The sequence below is a fragment of the Francisella sp. SYW-2 genome, from assembly GCF_008711475.1.
Classification (GTDB): Bacteria; Pseudomonadota; Gammaproteobacteria; order Francisellales; family Francisellaceae; genus Francisella; species Francisella salimarina.
Genome location: NZ_VXKO01000034.1, coordinates 1 through 18,591, shown reverse-complemented (window position 1 = coordinate 18,591; position 18,591 = coordinate 1). Strand labels below are relative to the sequence as shown.

Sequence of the window (18,591 nt, the reverse complement as noted above, 5' to 3'; positions counted from 1 at the left end):
ACTAGACATGATTGTAAATGCTATTCAAAAAATTGGATTTTATAGCAATGATTTCTCCTTGTGTCTCAAAATATTCAATAAAACTACTAAGGAACTTAAAATATGAAAAAATTATCGTGTACAGAGTTATGATATAGTATTTACTTAGCCCAAAAGAAATATTTAACAGTATTTATCTAAAATAAGCTTAATTCTCTGCCATCCAAGTTTCTAAGATTACACAAGCTGCCAAGGCATCTACTTTTATATGTGATACTTTTTTACTTTTTACTTCTTCTAAACGCCATCTTGCTTCACGAGTTGAATATGCTTCATTGATAAGATGAACATTTCTTTTATAGCGTTCTTTAACTTCTTTAGCAAAATCTTTAGCTGCTTTTGTAATATCTGTTTCAAAATCTTGAGTATCTAATGGTAATCCTATAATAATATCAGAAGGATTCCAGCGTTTAACAATCTTATCAAGCTCAACCCAGTTAGGCACCCCATCATAGGCTTCAACTGTACCTATAGGAGTAGCTGTTTTGGTAATCATTTGACCACTAGCTAATCCAATTCTAGCTTTACCATAATCTATTGCTATTAAAGATTGAAACATTAGCAATTCCCTATGTTTTTGAATAAACTATCTAGGCTTTGTAAAGTATAGCCAGCATGTTCAATATGGTTTTGCCATTTTACTTTATTCTCATGATTAAATAATATTTTTTTGCTTAATTTACTTGTTACAATCCAATCATTGGATTTTATTTCATCCGTGAGTTGGTCAGCAGTCCAGCAACTATAGCCAACTACTGGTAGAAAATACTCAGGTAAAATATTATTTGCTAAATCTTCCAGAATATCCATAGAAGCAGTTATAGCAAGACCTTCATCTAGTTTAATTGTAGAGCTATAGTTTCTACCATTTGTAGTATGCAAAATCATAATTTTATGAGGGCTAATAGGACCACCCATATAAAGAGGGTAATCTAAAATCTCATTAAATGTATTGCTATGAGGAATCTCTAATTCTTCAAAGACATCTTTTAGTGTATCACTTAAAGGTTTATTGATAATCAAACCCATAGCACCATGACGATCATTTTGGCATAGATAAATTACAGATTTAGTAAATATAGCATCATCTTTGATAAGTGGAGTTGCTAATAAAATTTCACTTTTGTGGTTTTGGAACATATTATATTTCTTAAGTATAAAAATTTTTTGTAAAAAATGGCAAAAATAAATGCCGCAGTGGCGATAATTTTAGATGAACAAAGTGCTAAAGTCTATATAAGTCTAAGACAAAAGTTTCAAAGCTATAGTGACTACTGGGAATTTCCTGGTGGTAAGGTAGAAAAAAATGAAACTTTTGAACAATGTATAAGAAGAGAGGTTTATGAAGAAGTTGGCATAATAGCCAAATCAGTAAGTTTTTATTTTCGCAAAAAGCATATAAATAAATATAACGATGAAGTTAATCTAGAGTTTTTTATAATTAAGGATTATGAAGGTAAACCTTATGCTAAGGAAAACCAGCAATTAAAATGTATAAACATCCTTGAGCTTAATAATTATAAGTTTCTTCCTGCAAGTTTAGAAGTAATAACGATGTTACAACAAGATTACTCATACGATAGTTAGTATCAGTCAATAATTAAGCATTTTGTGAAAAGGTTAGAATATAAATTAATGATCTAGAAGATAAGTATGTAATTTAACATAATATATATTATGCGAATTTGTATATTTTATTATTCAGCAGTAATAATCTTAGTTGATTTAGTTATATTTGCCCAAATTATTATAAATATAACAATTGTTGCTATGCCTACTATTATATTGATTACGGGAACTATATTTAATAAAGTCAATCCCACATACCAATATACAAGTGAAGCTTTAAATTTTAATTTTTTTTCGTGCGTTTGATTATATAATTTAGTTTGCTCATCTAACTTTACAGCTGTTACCACTAATGCTATATATGACCATATTGGTATTAGTTGAGTCCATAACCATGCTGGGTGTATTTGCTCACCACTATTTACAGTAACTAAAGCTTTTGCTAATTTCTGTTGCGATAAAATAAATAAAACTGAAACAATCAAAGATGTAATTATTAAAGCTACTGCACATATTTGTATAATGAGCATCATTGTTTCTGGAGATATAGAGTTTATCATTTTGGACTAAATGTATAATTAAGCATGTTGATTATTTTATATAATAATTAAGTATCAGTAAATCACACAATTAGTTTTGCTAATTAATATTTCTTATTATTTTGATATTTAAATATTTTGTTAAAGACTTAGGTTATGGAATAATTCATATAGTTGAAATATTTCTGAAGTTTTTAATATGGACGACAAGAATAATTTAAAAAGAGATATATTATCACGCCATATAGTTATGATATCTCTTGGAGGTACTATCTCAGCAAGTTTTTTTCTTGGTATAGGTAGTATTCTAAACTCAGTTGGTGCATTTGGTACTGTACTAGGATTTCTAATTGGTGGAATAATCATGATGCTAGTAATGATAAGTCTTGCAGAAATGGCTATAGAGATACCTGTAAGTGGTTCCTTTCAAAACTATGCTACTAGATTTATTTCGCCATACTCAGGCTTTTTGACTGGCTGGTTATACCTAATAAATTGGCTTACAGCAGCAGCTGGAGGTCTTATTGCTGCTGGAATTATATGTCATAACTTTTACCCTGCTATTAGCGTTTGGCAGTTTTGTATAGTTACTATATTTATCATAAGTTTATTAAATTTATGTGCCGTAAAAGTCTTCGCAGAAATTGAGTTTTGGTTATCTGCAATAAAAATCATAACTATTATAGTATTCATATTAATTGGTATTGGGATTATAACAGGATATTTAAATACCAATAAGCCAATTTCAGGCTTAGTAAATTTCTATGCAGATGGTTTATTTCCAAATGGATACAAAGCATTTTTATTTGGTTTAGTTATTATAGTATGTACATTCCAAGGAGCCGAACTAGTTGGTATTGCTGCGGGAGAGACAAGTAATCCCGAAAGAAATATTCGTAAAGCAATAAAAAGTGTAGCTATTAGAATATTACTCTTTTTTGTATTATCATCATTCATAATAGCCTATATTATTCCATATAAAGACTCTAGCGTAGCTAATACTCCTTTTATTACAGTGTTGCAACTAGTCAATATTAAGTATGTTGATACCATTATGCAACTTGTGATTCTTACAGCAAGTTTATCAGCTGTAAACTCGTGTTTTTATACTTGTGCAAGGCTTATGTGGTCTATGGCTTCAGATAAACAAGCACCAAAAATATTTACAAAACTTAGCAAAAAACAAGTTCCGATATATGGCGTCATATTTGTAGCTATACTTTCTTGTCTTTGTTTGATTACAAAATTTGTTGGTGCTGAGAAAATATTTATACTCGTAGTTTCATCTTCAGGTATGGTTGGATGTATGATTTGGATAATTATTAGTTTATGTCATATCTACTTTAGAAAATCTCTTTCTTCAGAACAAACTAAAAATCTTAAATTCAAAGCATGGGCTTTTCCACTAATCCCATATTTGAGCATATTGTTTAATTTTTGTGTAATATTAGGAATGTTTTGGGATCCTGATCAACGCATGGTTATTTATTCAGGGATTAGTTTAATTATTTTATTTTCATTATGTTATAAGCTATTTTATAAAAATGAATAAATTCTGCTTTGAAAGTCCCCTACTTTCGTGAGCTTTCTTTTTGATTTTTCACATTTTGAAACATATAAAGTATCATTAATTACATAATAGATCGCATCCTGCGAAAATTCCGCACCTAAATTACAAGCTTCATGAAGCGATTTAGCATCAAACATAAAACCATTTTCTTTGTGCTTAGATGACTTATCAAAACCATTAATTGCATAGACCCAACTATATGACTTTTCTAGTTGATTTCTTAATATTTGGTTTCTAGCTAAATTTTCTTGATCTTCAAGAAGCTGATTAAATGGATTGTATGCTGTAATAATCGCAAATTGGTTAGGATACCTGCTAGGTAATATAGGGACTTCAAATTTAGTTGTAAAATACCATTCACAAAGATCTAAATTAGGTTTATTACTCATAAGCCTTTAGCTTTTGCTCTAATTGGCTACCTGTATGAACACCAGTAAGCGTTTCTACGGGCTGACCGGCTTTGAAAATTATCATAGTTGGTATACTTCTTATACCAAATTTAGCTGCTAGACTTTGATTATCATCAACATTGACTTTGACAATCACAGCTCCTGTATAATCTTTTGATAGCTGATCAAGTATCGGTGATAAAGTCTTACAAGGACCGCACCAATCTGCATAAAAGTCTACTAATATAGGTTTTGCAGAACTACTTATTAATTTATCAAAGTTAGCTTCATCAGTCTTTATTACTTTGCTTAATGCCATACTATCTCTCCATAAATGTTACATTTGCTCTTATATTAATATCCTGAGATACAGCTACTGGATTATAGCTATTTGTATCATTTTCATTATAAGCTGCTGTTTTCATTAACATAACTGTATTTCTAGGCTTATATCCGTCTGTATCAATATATTGTACTGATTGAATAATATAGTTACTATTAGTCTGTTTATTAAAATTAGTAAGATAATCCTTTGTATCCTTAAAAAGTTGTATCATAAGTTTTTGTTTTGCAGCCTCGACTTCTTTAGCAGGAGGATTATAATCTAATACTTTTACAGCTAATCTTTTTCCAGAAGATCTGTCTTGATTTTCAATTGCTTGTTGTAACTTATTCAAATCACTTTGAGAAATTCTAGATTGAAGTTGTATCGTAATATTGATAGCACCGCTATTGTTAGTATTTTGTTCAATGTTTTTGACTTTCCAGTCAGACTTTACAATGTTGTTGATACTATCTGTAATTTGATTTTCTATACTATTTTGTTTATCTAATGAAGTTGTTGCATAACCAGTCACTTCGACAAGTATGCTATCACTCTTTATCGTGGTTTCACCTTGAGTTGTATACTTAATGATGTTGTACTCGGCACAGTTATCTGATGCTGCTACGGCAAGAGAGACAGAGCTAACAAACCCAATCAAACAAAATGGAACTAACTTTTTCATATATACGTCCTTTAGAAAACACTTATATAAATTTAGTCTAGCAGATAATGAGATATTAATCAGGTTCAAATGTAGCAATTGTTTCTAAGAATTATATTATATCGTGAAGAATATCATCTAATGCCTCTAAGATTTGCTCTTTCATTTCATTTTCAAATGGGAAATCATCTGATGTTAATTGAGATTTAACAAAGCTCTCTAAAAGTAAATGCTGAGCACTTTCTAAAGACAACCCTCTAGACTGTAAATAAAAAAGAGCATCTTTATCAAGCTCCCCTATTGTTGCACCATGTGTACACACTACATCATCAGAGAAGATCTCTAATTCTGGTTTTGTATTAATCTCAGCTTTATTACTTAATTGAATATTTTTATTGTTCTGAAAAGCTTGAATTTGCTCTATACCTTTATTTACGACTGCTTTTGCATTAAACCATGCTTTAGAGCTACCATTAGCTACACCTCGGAAGTTTACATTACTATATGTGTGAGATGCATTATGATTAACTAAAAAACATGCATTAGCAATAGCATTATCATTTACTAAATATAATCCTCTGATATCAAATCTAGAGTACGGCTTATTTAGATTTACTACAAAATCATTTCTAAGAAGTGCATCCTTATTCAATAAGTTAAATCCATTAAATTCAGCAGCGCGATCTAAATTGATTAGATAATTAGCTGTAGTAATTAACTGAGTATTATTTGGATTATCAGCATTGTTTGTGAAGTTTACTTTTGCTGATTCTGCAATATTTATGTCTAAAAACAGGTTTATGGCTGAATTTTCTGTAAGACTGACAAAGTCGATATCTAAATCTAGATTTGCAAACATATCAACGTCTAATTTTAGAGATATATTTGTTAGCTTATCTTTAGCCATATCAGTATTTATAAAAATTAGACTTAAAGAATCTTTAGTATCTTTAGGTATACTTATAGCCAAGTGTTTAGAATTTTCTATTGCTAACTTAGACATAGTTCTTTGATCTCTATGTAGCTCTAAAGCACTAATATGATTCAGTTTTTTGTTGTAATCAATAGCTAAAACACCATCTAGTATTATTACAACATTTTCTTCCGTATCAAATTTAAAACCTTCTAAATAATCTTTAGATTTAGGAGAATCTTTAAGCATTTCAGATATGCCACTTTTGCTATATATAGTAGCTAAGTTAGTATATTTCCAGCTTTCTTGTCTAGTAGTTGGTAGAGATTTATTATCTATTAACATTATTATCAACCTTTAGCTATTTAACCAAGAATATCCTTTTTCTTCTAGCTCAAGAGCTAGCTCTTTACCACCTGTTTTGACAATTTTACCATCAGCTAAAACATGAACAAAATCAGGTTGTATATGATCTAAGAGTCTTTGGTAGTGAGTAATTACCAAAAAGCTTCTATCGTCAGATCTCATATTATTTGCACCTTGAGATACCACCTGAAGAGCATCAATATCTAGTCCAGAATCAGTTTCATCTAAGATAGCAAGCTTAGGTTCAAGCATCATTAGTTGTAGCATTTCATTACGTTTTTTCTCTCCACCTGAGAAGCCTTCATTAACTCCACGCGACATGTATTTCTGATCTATTTTTAGAACTTGCATATTTGCTTTTAGCTTTTTCATAAAATCTATAGCATTGATTTCTTCTTCGCCATTTTGCTTTCTAATGCTATTTACAGCTGTCTTTAAAAATTGAACATTACTAACACCAGGAATCTCAATAGGATACTGTAAGCTTAAAAAGATACCTGCTGCGGCTCTTTCGGATATAGATAGATCATCTAAATCTTTACCGTTAAATGTTATCGACCCTTGAGTAATCTCATAGCCATCTTTACCAGCTAAAACATTACTTAGTGTACTTTTACCAGCTCCATTAGGTCCCATAATTGCATGGACTTCACCTTTGTTAACTTTTAGATTTAAGCCTTTTAGAATCTGTTTCTTTTGTTCGCCAACACTTACATGTAAATCTTTAATTTCTAATAACATTTTATTAACCTTTTAACTTATATAATTCTAAAGTTTAACCAACAGCACCTTCTAAACTAACTTCCATTAGTTTTTGAGCTTCAACTGCAAACTCAAGTGGTAACTTTTTAAATACTTCTTTACAAAAACCATTAACAATCATAGCAATTGCATCTTCTTCCGAAAGACCTCTTTGCTTACAATAGAAAAGCTGATCATCAGAGATCTTTGAAGTTGTAGCTTCATGTTCGATTTGAGATGAGTTGCTCTTATTTTCTATATACGGGTATGTATGTGCACCACAATTATGCCCTATGAGTAATGAGTCGCATTGAGAAAAGTTTCTAGCATTAGAGGCATTAGGCGATATTCTCACGAGCCCTCTATAAGCTTGAGAAGCTTTACCTGCAGAAATACCTTTTGAGATAATCGTACTCTTAGTATTTTTGCCAAGATGAATCATTTTCGTACCAGTATCAGCTTGTTGAGCGTGACGAGTTAAGGCTACAGAATAGAATTCACCAATTGAGTTATCTCCACGTAATACTACTGAAGGGTATTTCCATGTAATAGCAGAGCCGGTTTCAACTTGTGTCCAAGAGATTTTTGCGTTCTTATGACAAACACCTCTCTTAGTAACAAAGTTGTATATACCACCTTTACCTTCTTTATCTCCTGGATACCAATTTTGTACTGTAGAATACTTAATTTCAGCCCCATCTAAGGCTACTAACTCAACCACTGCTGCATGAAGCTGATTTTCATCACGCATTGGTGCAGTACATCCTTCTAAATAACTAACATAACTGCCTTCATCTGCAACAATTAATGTTCTTTCAAACTGTCCTGTATTCATTGCATTTATTCTGAAGTATGTTGACAGTTCCATAGGGCAAGTCACACCTTTAGGAATATATACAAATGAGCCATCACTAAAAACCGCAGAATTTAAAGCTGCAAAAAAGTTATCACCTTGAGGTACTACAGAACCTAGGTATTTTTGCACCAGTTCAGGGTGCTTTTGTACAGCTTCTGAAATAGGACAAAATATTACCCCTGCTTCAGCTAATTTTTCTTTGAATGTTGTTACAACTGAAACTGAATCAAATACAGCGTCAACAGCTATGTTTTTAACTCCAGCTAGCATCTCTTGCTCATGCAAAGGAATACCGAGCTTGTTATATGTATCAATAATTTCTGGATCTACCTCGTCTAAACTTTTAGGATGATCTTTTAATGATTTTGGCGATGAATAATAGCTTATGGCTTGAAAATCAATCGGAGGATAGTTCAAATCTGCCCATTTCGGTGATTTCATTTCTAGCCATTTATGATACGCTTTGAGGCGCCACTCTAGTAGAAATTCAGGTTCGTTTTTTCGCGCAGATATCAGACGGATTACATCTTCATTAAGACCTGCATCGATAGTCTCAGCTTCTACTTCAGTTACAAAACCATGCTCATAATCTTGTTCAATGATTTTATCTAAATTTTCGCTCATATCTTAACTTTTGCCCTTCTTGTTGACAATATCATAGATTGATGTTTTTGAAAGTAAATCTAACAGTTGGTTATTCAACACTTTCCAATAACTACTTACAGTACAGTTTCCTATACTACACTTTTTTTGTAAATCACAACACTCTGTAAGATTTACATCCTTTTCTACAGATCTAACCACATCTAATACAGTAATATTTTGAGGATCATCAACAAGTGTGTATCCACCTTCTATACCGCGCTTTGAGACTACAATATTTGATATTGAAAGCTGATTTAACAACTTTCTTACTGTAGGAATATTCAGTCCCGTGGTTTCTGCAATTTTTGCAGCACTATAAGGATTTGAGTTATTTTCAGCAATTGTTACAACTACTAGCAAACCGTAGTCGAGTAATTTACTTATTTTTAGCATAATTAACTCTAATCTATACTAATTTAGTATCATATTGTGAATATAATAATATTTATAACGCTTAAAGTAAATTAAAAAATTGATTATTTTTAAACCTTAGACTAGTATTTGTAAATAGTTAAATACTACATTTGTTATTATAACAACTAATTATGAGAATAGCTATTTTAGGCGCAGGACAACTTGGAATATATTTAACACAGAGATTAAGTCTGGATCATCAGGTTTCGATAATTGATTTAGATGAAGAAAAACTTGGGTTTATATCTTCTGCTTTTGATGTCCAAACGATTATTGGAGATGTTACAAAACCTAACATAATGATGGAAGCTAATTTTAAAGATACAGATATGATCATAGCGGTAACATCTAATGATACAACCAATATAGCTGTATGTGATATGGCTTATAAACTTTATAAGACTCCATACAAAATAGCTCGAATCCGTGATACAGAATATAATAGATTCCCAAAACTGCTTAATAATATCGACTTAGTTATAAAATCATTTTTTGAAACGACTAAGAGACTAGAACAGCTAATTTTTTTATCAGGGGCGTATTTTATTTCATCATTTTTTGATAAGCGTATCCAACTGGTTGGAGTTGAGGTTTCACAAGACTCACCGCTAATAGGCTTGTCTGTTAAAGATATATACTTAGGTTTAGGTGATATTAAAGTTGACATAATTTCAGTACATAGAAATGGTAAAAAGTTAGATATAGACGACACTGATATTCTAGTTGAACCAGGTGATAGAGTTATGTATTTGTCAGAAAAAGCATACTCTTCTCAAATTCTATCAATTTTTCAGCCTAAAAAAGCAAATATTAGAAAGATTTTCATTGCTGGGATTAACTATGCAAGTATCACCCTTGCAAAATCATTGGAAAATAAAGGCTATATAATAAAAATGATTGATCCTAATGCTGAAAAGTGTGAATTTGCTCTGAATGAGTTATCAAAGTCTACAATTTTACATTACAACCCTGTAAATAATAATTTATTAGTTGCTGAGGGTATTGATGAAGCAGATATGTTTTTCGCGTTAACTAACTCCGATGAGATAAATATTATGTCGTCAATTTTGGCAAAAAAACTTGGTGCTCAAAAAACAGTTGCTACTGTAAATAGTTCTGAATACTATGACATAACAAGAGATTTGAAACTTATAGATATCTCAATTTCTCCTCATAATTTCTCATACACAACAATCAAAGCGTTTCTAACTCAGGTAGATATGCTTAAAATGTATGAGGTTGAAGATAGTGAGGAGATGTTTGTAGAGCTAAAAGTACATGGTCAAGAAAACATGTCTACAGTTATTGGCAAAAAAATAACAGATCTAAAACTGCCAAGTGGCTTACAAATATTAGCAATTATGAAAGATGATAATACTCCTAAATTTTTTACTGATAATTCTCTCATTAATGATGGAGATAGACTAGTTATAAAAGTTGACAATAAAAATGCATTGCAGACCCTTGAAAAACTTTTTCAAGTAATGCCTTTATACATCGCATAAAATATTGATAATATATATCTGGTTAGGTTAATATAAATCTATCGTATAATTAGTTCATATATAACCCATGGTATCAAACTCAACCGGAAAAGAAAAAATTGGTTTAATTCTGCTTATATTATTAATGACAGGAGCAATTGATAATATAAGAAACCTTCCTTCTACTGCTACTTCAGGAACTTATATATTTTTCTTTTTTATTGTCGCAGTATTTTTGTTTCTAGCTCCTGTAGCTTTAGTATCAGCGGAAATGACAGCAACATATACTGCCAAGGGTGAAGAAGGTGTGTATGGTTGGGTAAAAAAAGCCTTTGGTCCGAATGTGGCAATGTTGGCAATATGGTTCCAATGGATCAATACTTTAATATGGTTCCCAAGTATACTTACATTTATTGCAGGAACTATTGCATATATATTCAATCCTGATCTAGCACAGAATATTAAATTTACTATTATTTTTATTACAGTAGTTTTTTGGTCTTTGACTATCCTAAATCTCAAAGGTTTACGTGTTTCTGCGATTTTTGCAAGCGCCTGTACATTTTTTGGTATGGTGGTACCTATGCTGCTTATGGTTATTTTCGCATTAATATGGTTATTAAATAGCTATACGATAAACATTCATTTTGAATTAGGTAATTTAATCCCTAGCTTTACATCTACCGAGTCTTGGATGGGTTTGACAGCAATAATTGCTTCTTTTTTAGGACTTGAATTAGCAACAGTTCACATAAGAAATGTTGCAAACCCTAAAAAAACATTCCCATTAGCTCTATTAATTTCAGTGGTTTTCATTGTATTTACGATGGTATTAGGTGCTTTAGCAGTAGCGATCATATTCCCTCAATCTGAAATAGATGTTGTACATGGAACAATTAAAACTTTTAAAATTTATCTAGAAAGCTTAGGTATACCTATGTTTTTCTACTATATTCTAGGATTAATGATCTTCATAGGTTCTATAGGATCGATGATCAACTGGATGATTTCACCTGCTCGAGGTTTGTTACAAGCTGCAGACGATCATTTTTTACCTGATGCTTTAGACAAAACTAATAAGCATGATGTACCAAGTGGTATCCTTATATTACAAGCAGTTATTATGACAATAATATGTCTTCTGCTAGAGCTTGTACCATCAGTTCAAGCCTACTATTGGCTTCTTACTGCTTTAAGTACACAAATTTACTCTTTGATGTACCTGATGATGTTCTTTGCAGCACTGAAGCTAAAGTTATCGAGTAAAGAATCTATGAAAAATACAGAGGACTTTAATATCCCTGGCGGTAAATTTGGTATGACTTTTGTATGTGTTTTAGGTATTGTAGGAACAATCTCTTGTGTAATAGTTGGTTTTATTCCGCCTGATAATTTATATCAAAATCCTTTTGAATTTATTCAAATGTTATCAATATGTTTTGTACTATCAATTCTTCCTGTAGTATTATTCATGGTTTATAGAAAGATCAAACTTAAAAATATCTAATGCTTGAATCATTAATTCTCTTTATATTCCTAATTATTGGCTATTATATTTTTAATTTCTCACAATCATTAAAAGTTATAAGACTTATAAACTTATCATTAGACATTATTGTAATTTCTATAATTTTTTTACTAGGTTATAATTTTAGTATATTTACTAATACAAATACTATAGTTCTAGAAGTTATAGGTATAAGTTTGATATACATTACAATTATTACAGTTGCTAATATATTAGGGATTTTTGTTTTTTGTAAGAAAGATCCTAGTATAAAAGCTCACTTTGTATCTGATAACATAACTCAAGCTAAAGAAAATCTATTTATTACAATCCTCAAAGCAAGCAAGTATCTAATATATTTAGTTATAGGTTATGTACTAGGTGAAATTATTAACATAAATATTACTTCACTTATAAACGACATTGTATTTGTAATGTTATTACTTCTTATGCTGATTATTGGTGGTTTATTAAGATTTGAAAATATATCACTTATAAGTCTCTTTAAAAATAAATTAGCCATGTCCGTGGTTGTTATAGTAATTGCAACATCGATAATTTCAGCTATTTTGATCAGTTATATGATTAATATACCAGTCAAACAAAGTATCATGATCAGCTCAGGCTTAGGCTGGTACTCTTTATCAGTTGTCTTAAATACTGACTTCATTGGTGAATATTACGGAATGATAACATTTATGGTTGATTTCTTACGAGAAATACTAGTAATCGCGATGGTACCATTACTCAAACGATACTTTTCTGTAGAGATGGTCGGATATGCTGCTAATACAGCTATGGATTTCTGCTTACCAATCCTTAGAAATAATTATGGTAATAAAATAGTTCCATTAGCTATAACTATTGGCCTAACGATGACAATCATAACCCCTATTCTTCTAGTATTAGAGAATATGGTCTTATAATTTCTATAAAGCTTATGAGTGACTAGATTAAATAAAGAGGATTATTTACTACGGAACTTAATACGACCTTTAGTTAAGTCATAAGGAGTTATTTCAACTACTACCTTATCTCCAGTTAATATACGAATATAGTTTTTTCTCATTTTACCCGAGATATGGGCTGTTACAACATGCCCATTCTCAAGTTCTACCCTAAACATTGTGTTTGGAAGAGCTTCTAAAACAACTCCTTCCATTTCTATACAATCTTCTTTTGCCATATTGGCCTCATCTCCGGTTAAATTACTTTTTAATAGTTACACAAAACAGCATCTATTTTAAAAGGAATTATTTAAAAACTCAAATCTTTTGAAAAAATAGTTATTAAAAGGTTATAATTTATTATCAAAATTCCAATATTTAAGCATTCCATAGTGGAAAAATTCTTTTTCTTTGAGCTAGTAATATTTGTAGTAGCTGTCTTAGGAGGCGGCATAGGTGCTATCATCGGTATTGGAGGAGCTTTGGTAATAACTCCTCTACTATCAACTGTATTAGATGTACCTCTTCATTATGCTATAGGAGCATCTTTAGTAGCTATAATCTGTACATCAACTGCAACATCTCTTATTTCTTTAAAATCTCATGGATTAACCAAAGAAAAACTAGGTTTATTTTTAGCATTAGCAACTGCTATAGGAGCTATTTTTGGTGCTAAACTAGCCCTAACACTAAAATCACAAGTATTATTCCTTATATTTGGTGGAATTTTATTTGTAGTGGCTGTTTTGAGTTTTATAAAAAAGAAACAAAATAATAATATTATTCAAAAGACTACTAAAGTATCGATCATTGCTGAAAAACTTCAACTTAATGACTCGTTTACTGTAAATAAAATAAAGCATCAATATAGTGTCAAACACCCTATACTTGGCTTTATTTTTATGTCTTGCGCTGGATTTATTGGGGGGTTGCTGGGCATTGGTGCTGGTATTTTTAAAGTAATTGCTATGGATAAAGTTATGAAAATACCTTTTAAAGTTAGTGCATCTACCAGTAATTTCATTATGGGTATTACAGCATTTGCAGCGACTTCAACGTATTATTTTGCAGGATATATTGATAGCTCTATAACGGCCCCTGTTGCTTTAGGTACTTTATTAGGGGCTACTATAGGCTCTAAAATTATGCCTCATATTTCAACAAGAGTTTTAAGACTTACATTTTTTATAGTTTTATTTATTTCAGCATTACAAATGATAATTAAAGGATTGATATGATCAAAGATAATGTCGTATATCGTGTTATAAAATTAAATCTATCATTAGCTGTTTTTATAATCTGTCTAGGTGCTATAGATGCTATTTTTGGAAGTCGCGAAATTGCAAAAAATATCGTTAATTTTGGAATATTTTTGATAATAGTAACGCCAGTTTTAAGGATTCTTTTAGAACTTATCTTTTTTATCAAAGCAAAAAATTACACTTACATACTTATATGTTTAATATTATTCCTAATAATAGCTCTTAGTATAGTCTGTTAGATAGTATATTTATTCTAAAAATGTTAATATTTTCTCTATTGTGATAATTGTGCTCATAAGAGCTGAAAACTTATTGAAATATGTTTACTAGTTTATCAGATAAATTACAGTCTTCATTTAAGAAGATAAAAGGACAAACGTCTTTAACAGAAGAAAATATACAGTCAGCCTTGCGTGACATCAGAGTTTCTCTTTTGGAGGCAGATGTTGCGTTACCAGTGGTCAAAAAATTTATAGAAAATATAAAAGAAAGAGCCATAGGTGAAGAAGTTAAAAAAAGCCTTACACCAGACCAAACATTCATTTCATTTGTAAAGAAAGAAATAGAAAAAGCATTAGGTGAAGAAGCTGTACCCATTAACTTAAAAACACAGCCTCCTGCTGTGATACTAATGGCTGGTTTACAAGGTGCTGGTAAAACAACATCTACAGCTAAGCTTGCTAAATATTTAAAAGAGCAACACAAGAAAAAAGCAATGGTAGTCAGTGCCGATATTTACCGCCCTGCTGCTATTGATCAATTAAGAACTCTTGCAAATAGTTTAAACATAGATTTTTTTGAATCTGATGTATCTCAGAAACCTGACTATATTGTTACAGAGGCTATTAAAACTGCTAAAACAAAATTAATAGATGTTCTGATAATAGATACTGCTGGTAGATTGCATATTGATAGTAATATGATGGATGAAATAAAACAAATCCATAAAATTGCAAATCCAATAGAGACATTCTTCACTGTAGATAGTATGACAGGTCAAGATGCTGCTGTTACTGCCAAAGCATTCAATGATGCTTTAGAGTTAACAGGTGTTATTCTTACAAAGACTGATGGTGATGCTAGAGGTGGTGCTGCTCTTTCAATTAGAGAAATCACAGGTAAGCCAATTAAGTTTTTAGGTACTGGAGAAAAAACAGACGCATTAGAGCCATTCCACCCAGATAGAGTAGCTTCTAAAATACTAGGAATGGGTGATGTTCTTAGTTTGATTGAAAGTATTGAGCAAAAAACAGAAAAAAAATCTGCTGAAAAATTAACTAAGAAGCTTAAAAGTGGTAAAAACTTTGACTTAGAAGACTTTAAAGGCCAAATCCAACAGATGAAAAGTATGGGTGGTGTTGGCTCAATCATGTCTAAATTACCAAATATGCCAGCGAATATGCCAGGTAATGTTGGTGATGAAATGTTCAAAAAAATTGAAGCTATGATAGACTCAATGACTCCACTTGAGCGTAAGAAACCTGAATTAATTAAACACAGTAGAAAACAAAGAATTATTAAAGGATCTGGAACAACAATACAAGACCTTAACAAACTTCTACAACAACATACACAAATGAAAAAAATGATGAAAAGTGTAGTTGGTAAAAAAGGAGGTATGGCTAATATGATGAAACGTATGTCTGCTATGCAAGGTATGGGAAATATGCCAGGTCTTTTTGGTAAAAGAAAATAAGAATAAAAATTATAAGGAAATCTCTAAATGATAGGTGATAAAAACTTTGATAAAGTCTCAAATATAAATATTAAAAAGGAAAAAGTATTGATTCCAGCGGAAGTTCTAATCCAAGATATACCTCTTTTAAAGACTTCTTATGAAACTGTCAAAAAGTCTCGTAAAGAAATGGCGGAAATTATTCATGGTAAGGATGATAGAGTTGCTGTTATAGTTGGACCTTGCTCTATTCATGACACAGAAGCTGCCGTAGAATATGCTAAAAAGCTAAAAGAACAAGTCAAAAAATTTCAAAAAGAAATCCTTATCATTATGCGAGTGTACTTTGAAAAACCTCGTACAACTATAGGTTGGAAAGGACTAGTTAATGATCCAGATCTTGATAACTCTTATAATATCAATAAGGGTCTTCGCATGGCACGTACTTTGCTGTCGGAAATTACGAATATGGGCTTACCTTGTGGGACAGAGTTCTTAGATGTAATTACTCCTCAATATTTTGCAGAACTTATCACTTGGGGCGCTATTGGGGCTAGAACTGTTGAGAGCCAAGTTCATAGAGAACTTGCTTCAGGTCTTTCTGCTTCTATTGGTTTCAAGAATGCTACAAACGGAGATATTCAGGTAGCTGTAGATGCAATTAAATCAGCCACTTACCCTCATCATTTCTTGAGTACCACAAAATCTGGCTCTACAGCTATCTTTGCTACTAAAGGCAATCAAAACGGTCATATAATTCTTCGTGGTGGAGCATCAGGACCTAACTTCAGCAAAGAGCATGTTGATGACTGTATCGAAAAGTTGAAAAAATCTGAAATTGATACTAAAGTTATGATTGACTGTAGTCATGGTAACAGCAAAAAAGATCATACTAAGCAAATCGCAGTATTAGAAGATATTTGTGAGCAAATTAAGACTAGTAATGATGTATTTGGTATTATGATTGAAAGTAATCTTGTTGCAGGTAATCAGGATATTAATAATAAGCCTCTAACTTATGGACAAAGTGTAACAGATAAGTGTGTTGATTTTGATGAAACAATCAAAATGCTTGAAATGTTAGCCGATGCAGTTAAAGCTAGACGTAACTCACAAGAGAAAAAAGAAACTAAGGAAGAGTCTCAATTTTCCTTATTATAAATACTTTTATTGATACAAATGAGACACTGCATTCTACAATATTTTCGGATATTTCTGATAGGATTCAGTATTTTACTACTTTCTAATTGTGCTGATCAGAGCGTTACTTTCAAAAATCTTCCTCCAGATAGGCAACCAATTATTGGTAAAGTTCCTAATATCTATATACTAGGTGGATTGGGACAAACATCAGAGGTAACTCCTGCTGATATATGTGGTGGACATCAAGAGAAAGTTGCAAAAGTCACTTTTACAAAACCTTTTCTGTGGGATGGACTAATATCATTGATAACCTTAGGTATAATAACTCCTCGACATACTTATGTTTACTGTGGGTAGCCCTTATGAAGAAGATTATAACTTTTACCATATATATAATACTAGCTGGCTGTGCAACACAAACTGTAAATTTTGAAAAGCCTAAACAAGTATTAGAAAAGCCTACTTATTATAAAAAAGATACCTTCTTGTTAGGTATGGGACCCTCAACAGATATAAATGCTAGTAAAATATGTAAAGGTAGCAACAATATTTATAAAGTTGATGCTGAGCAAACAACTTCAGATTTGATCATAGCATGGGCCACTTTTGGTATATATACTCCTCGTAGCATAGCAATTTATTGCAAAAAATAACATATAAGAAAAATTTATAACTACTATAAAATCTATATATTTAACATTAAAATAATTCTTTGTCATAATACTCTCAGAAAATAAATCAAAATATTAAAAGGTATAAAAATGAAAAAGTTAATTCTATCAGTAGTTGTTATGTTTAGTCTAGCAAACTTAGGTTTTGGTGGTAGTTTACATCCAATAAGTGGTTTTTCTCATAATGTTTCATATGCTGCCCCTGTAATGATTCTTGCAGAGTAGAATCTTTAAAATTAATAATTATCAAAAACTAAACTTAAATGCTTCTTATAATTCTCAGCATACTCCTCAATTTTAGGATCTTTAATAACATCGTTTGCAATAAATGTTGGTAATCCTTTCATACCTATGAATTTGTGAGCTTTATGAAAGTGTAGGTATACCCCATCAACTCCAACACCTTCAAAAAGCTGATCTTTCTCCACAAAAGCCTCTAATGGAGCATTCCATGTTAATGAGAACATATATGTTCTACCCTGAAGTAAACCACCAGAACCATATTTTTTGCTAGCATCATGTCTAGATCGACCATCACTAGCATACATAACACCATGACCTGTGGTGAATACTTCATCGATATATTTTTTAACAATCCAAGGTGGACCCATCCACCAACCTGGCATTTGATAAATCACTGTATCAGCCCAAAGCCACTTTTGAATTTCCTCATCTATATCATAACCATCGTCAATTACTGTAACTTTGACATCATGACCAGAGCTTTTAAGATGCTTTTCAGCGATATCCTCTGTACACGATAATTTTTTCATATTTTAAGTTCCTTAGTAGTTTTATTGAATATTTTGAGACACAAGGAGAAATCATTGCTATAAAATCCAATTTTTTGAATAGCATTTACAATCATGTCTAGT

General features: G+C 31.2%; 24 protein-coding genes. 12 read left to right on the top strand and 12 right to left on the bottom strand.

Annotated elements, in window-relative coordinates; translation table 11 throughout:
* Positions 1–187: 187 nt before the first annotated feature.
* Positions 188–598 (bottom strand): Holliday junction resolvase RuvX, encoded by a 411-nt coding sequence (ruvX, locus tag F3D57_RS09255; protein WP_150466031.1) that lies wholly within the window; start codon positions 596–598, stop codon positions 188–190.
* Entirely contained in the window at positions 598–1,179 is a 582-nt protein-coding gene (locus F3D57_RS09250; protein WP_150464238.1) for a YqgE/AlgH family protein, read from the bottom strand. Before F3D57_RS09250 ends, ruvX begins: the two co-directional genes overlap by 1 nt.
* Before the next feature lie 36 nt (positions 1,180–1,215).
* Between F3D57_RS09250 and F3D57_RS09245 the strand changes: the two genes are divergently transcribed.
* Positions 1,216–1,626, top strand: coding sequence for a (deoxy)nucleoside triphosphate pyrophosphohydrolase (locus F3D57_RS09245; protein WP_013923123.1), 411 nt, complete (start codon positions 1,216–1,218; stop codon positions 1,624–1,626).
* Between the two features lie 110 nt (positions 1,627–1,736).
* On the opposite strand, the gene F3D57_RS09240 is transcribed toward F3D57_RS09245, so the two are convergent.
* Positions 1,737–2,168 carry a hypothetical protein gene (locus F3D57_RS09240; protein ID WP_150466030.1) on the bottom strand — a complete coding sequence of 144 codons (432 nt, stop codon included), beginning with the start codon at positions 2,166–2,168 and terminating at the stop codon, positions 1,737–1,739.
* A 178-nt stretch (positions 2,169–2,346) separates the two neighbouring features.
* Between F3D57_RS09240 and F3D57_RS09235 the strand changes: the two genes are divergently transcribed.
* Positions 2,347–3,699, top strand: a complete 1,353-nt coding sequence (locus tag F3D57_RS09235) for an amino acid permease (protein ID WP_150466029.1) — start codon at positions 2,347–2,349, stop codon at positions 3,697–3,699.
* Here F3D57_RS09235 and F3D57_RS09230 read toward each other — a convergent pair.
* The 7 genes from F3D57_RS09230 to F3D57_RS09200 all read right to left on the bottom strand — a co-directional run bounded on the left by F3D57_RS09230 (position 3,684) and on the right by F3D57_RS09200 (position 9,006).
* Complete coding sequence (locus tag F3D57_RS09230) at positions 3,684–4,106, bottom strand: DUF3293 domain-containing protein (protein ID WP_150466028.1); 423 nt, start codon at positions 4,104–4,106, stop codon at positions 3,684–3,686. The two genes, F3D57_RS09235 and F3D57_RS09230, sit on opposite strands and share 16 nt — an antisense overlap.
* The gene (gene trxA, locus F3D57_RS09225; RefSeq protein WP_150466027.1) at positions 4,099–4,425 is read right to left on the bottom strand and encodes a thioredoxin; all 327 of its coding nucleotides are present in this window, start codon (positions 4,423–4,425) and stop codon (positions 4,099–4,101) included. The genes F3D57_RS09230 and trxA overlap by 8 nt, the downstream gene beginning before the upstream one ends.
* Before the next feature lies 1 nt (position 4,426).
* Complete coding sequence (locus tag F3D57_RS09220) at positions 4,427–5,113, bottom strand: hypothetical protein (RefSeq protein ID WP_150466026.1); 687 nt, start codon at positions 5,111–5,113, stop codon at positions 4,427–4,429.
* Positions 5,114–5,204: 91 nt separating this feature from the next.
* Positions 5,205–6,350 (bottom strand): Fe-S cluster assembly protein SufD, encoded by a 1,146-nt coding sequence (gene sufD, locus F3D57_RS09215; RefSeq protein ID WP_146421385.1) that lies wholly within the window; start codon positions 6,348–6,350, stop codon positions 5,205–5,207.
* A gap of 12 nt (positions 6,351–6,362) precedes the next feature.
* Positions 6,363–7,112: a Fe-S cluster assembly ATPase SufC gene (gene sufC, locus F3D57_RS09210; protein ID WP_013923116.1), complete on the bottom strand. Its 750-nt coding sequence runs from the start codon at positions 7,110–7,112 to the stop codon at positions 6,363–6,365.
* A 34-nt stretch (positions 7,113–7,146) separates the two neighbouring features.
* Positions 7,147–8,592, bottom strand: coding sequence for a Fe-S cluster assembly protein SufB (sufB, locus tag F3D57_RS09205; protein ID WP_146421386.1), 1,446 nt, complete (start codon positions 8,590–8,592; stop codon positions 7,147–7,149).
* Between the two features lie 3 nt (positions 8,593–8,595).
* Positions 8,596–9,006: an SUF system Fe-S cluster assembly regulator gene (locus F3D57_RS09200; RefSeq protein ID WP_013923114.1), complete on the bottom strand. Its 411-nt coding sequence runs from the start codon at positions 9,004–9,006 to the stop codon at positions 8,596–8,598.
* Between the two features lie 152 nt (positions 9,007–9,158).
* Here F3D57_RS09200 and trkA point away from each other — a divergent pair, with 152 nt between their 5' ends.
* From trkA to F3D57_RS09185, 3 genes are all read left to right on the top strand, one after another.
* A complete protein-coding gene (gene trkA, locus F3D57_RS09195) occupies positions 9,159–10,532 on the top strand; it encodes a Trk system potassium transporter TrkA (protein ID WP_150466025.1) in 1,374 nt (457 codons plus the stop codon).
* A 67-nt stretch (positions 10,533–10,599) separates the two neighbouring features.
* Positions 10,600–12,018, top strand: a complete 1,419-nt coding sequence (locus F3D57_RS09190; RefSeq protein ID WP_150466024.1) for an APC family permease — start codon at positions 10,600–10,602, stop codon at positions 12,016–12,018.
* On the top strand, positions 12,018–12,944 hold the full coding sequence (locus F3D57_RS09185; RefSeq protein WP_150466023.1) for a lysine exporter LysO family protein: 927 nt from the start codon (positions 12,018–12,020) through the stop codon (positions 12,942–12,944). Before F3D57_RS09190 ends, F3D57_RS09185 begins: the two co-directional genes overlap by 1 nt.
* Positions 12,945–12,985: 41 nt before the next feature.
* Here the strand turns inward: F3D57_RS09185 and infA are convergent, their stop codons facing one another.
* The gene (gene infA, locus F3D57_RS09180; RefSeq protein WP_004287780.1) at positions 12,986–13,204 is read right to left on the bottom strand and encodes a translation initiation factor IF-1; all 219 of its coding nucleotides are present in this window, start codon (positions 13,202–13,204) and stop codon (positions 12,986–12,988) included.
* Positions 13,205–13,357: 153 nt separating this feature from the next.
* Between infA and F3D57_RS09175 the strand changes: the two genes are divergently transcribed.
* The 7 genes from F3D57_RS09175 (at position 13,358) to F3D57_RS10450 (ending at position 17,941) form a co-directional block, all read left to right on the top strand.
* Positions 13,358–14,203, top strand: a complete 846-nt coding sequence (locus F3D57_RS09175; RefSeq protein ID WP_150466022.1) for a sulfite exporter TauE/SafE family protein — start codon at positions 13,358–13,360, stop codon at positions 14,201–14,203.
* Positions 14,200–14,466, top strand: a complete 267-nt coding sequence (locus F3D57_RS09170; protein ID WP_149368260.1) for a DUF1634 domain-containing protein — start codon at positions 14,200–14,202, stop codon at positions 14,464–14,466. The genes F3D57_RS09175 and F3D57_RS09170 overlap by 4 nt, the downstream gene beginning before the upstream one ends.
* Positions 14,467–14,546: 80 nt before the next feature.
* On the top strand, positions 14,547–15,923 hold the full coding sequence (ffh, locus tag F3D57_RS09165; protein ID WP_150466021.1) for a signal recognition particle protein: 1,377 nt from the start codon (positions 14,547–14,549) through the stop codon (positions 15,921–15,923).
* 27 nt (positions 15,924–15,950) lie between these two features.
* The gene (locus tag F3D57_RS09160) at positions 15,951–17,063 is read left to right on the top strand and encodes a 3-deoxy-7-phosphoheptulonate synthase (protein WP_149368261.1); all 1,113 of its coding nucleotides are present in this window, start codon (positions 15,951–15,953) and stop codon (positions 17,061–17,063) included.
* 18 nt (positions 17,064–17,081) lie between these two features.
* A complete protein-coding gene (locus F3D57_RS09155) occupies positions 17,082–17,402 on the top strand; it encodes a Bor/Iss family lipoprotein (protein ID WP_150466020.1) in 321 nt (106 codons plus the stop codon).
* 5 nt (positions 17,403–17,407) lie between these two features.
* Positions 17,408–17,698 carry a Bor/Iss family lipoprotein gene (locus tag F3D57_RS09150; RefSeq protein ID WP_013923105.1) on the top strand — a complete coding sequence of 97 codons (291 nt, stop codon included), beginning with the start codon at positions 17,408–17,410 and terminating at the stop codon, positions 17,696–17,698.
* Positions 17,699–17,806: 108 nt separating this feature from the next.
* On the top strand, positions 17,807–17,941 hold the full coding sequence (locus F3D57_RS10450) for a hypothetical protein (protein ID WP_013923104.1): 135 nt from the start codon (positions 17,807–17,809) through the stop codon (positions 17,939–17,941).
* Positions 17,942–17,952: 11 nt separating this feature from the next.
* Here the strand turns inward: F3D57_RS10450 and F3D57_RS09145 are convergent, their stop codons facing one another.
* Positions 17,953–18,489, bottom strand: coding sequence for an NAD(P)H-dependent oxidoreductase (locus F3D57_RS09145; RefSeq protein ID WP_150466018.1), 537 nt, complete (start codon positions 18,487–18,489; stop codon positions 17,953–17,955).
* Positions 18,490–18,591: the final 102 nt, after the last annotated feature.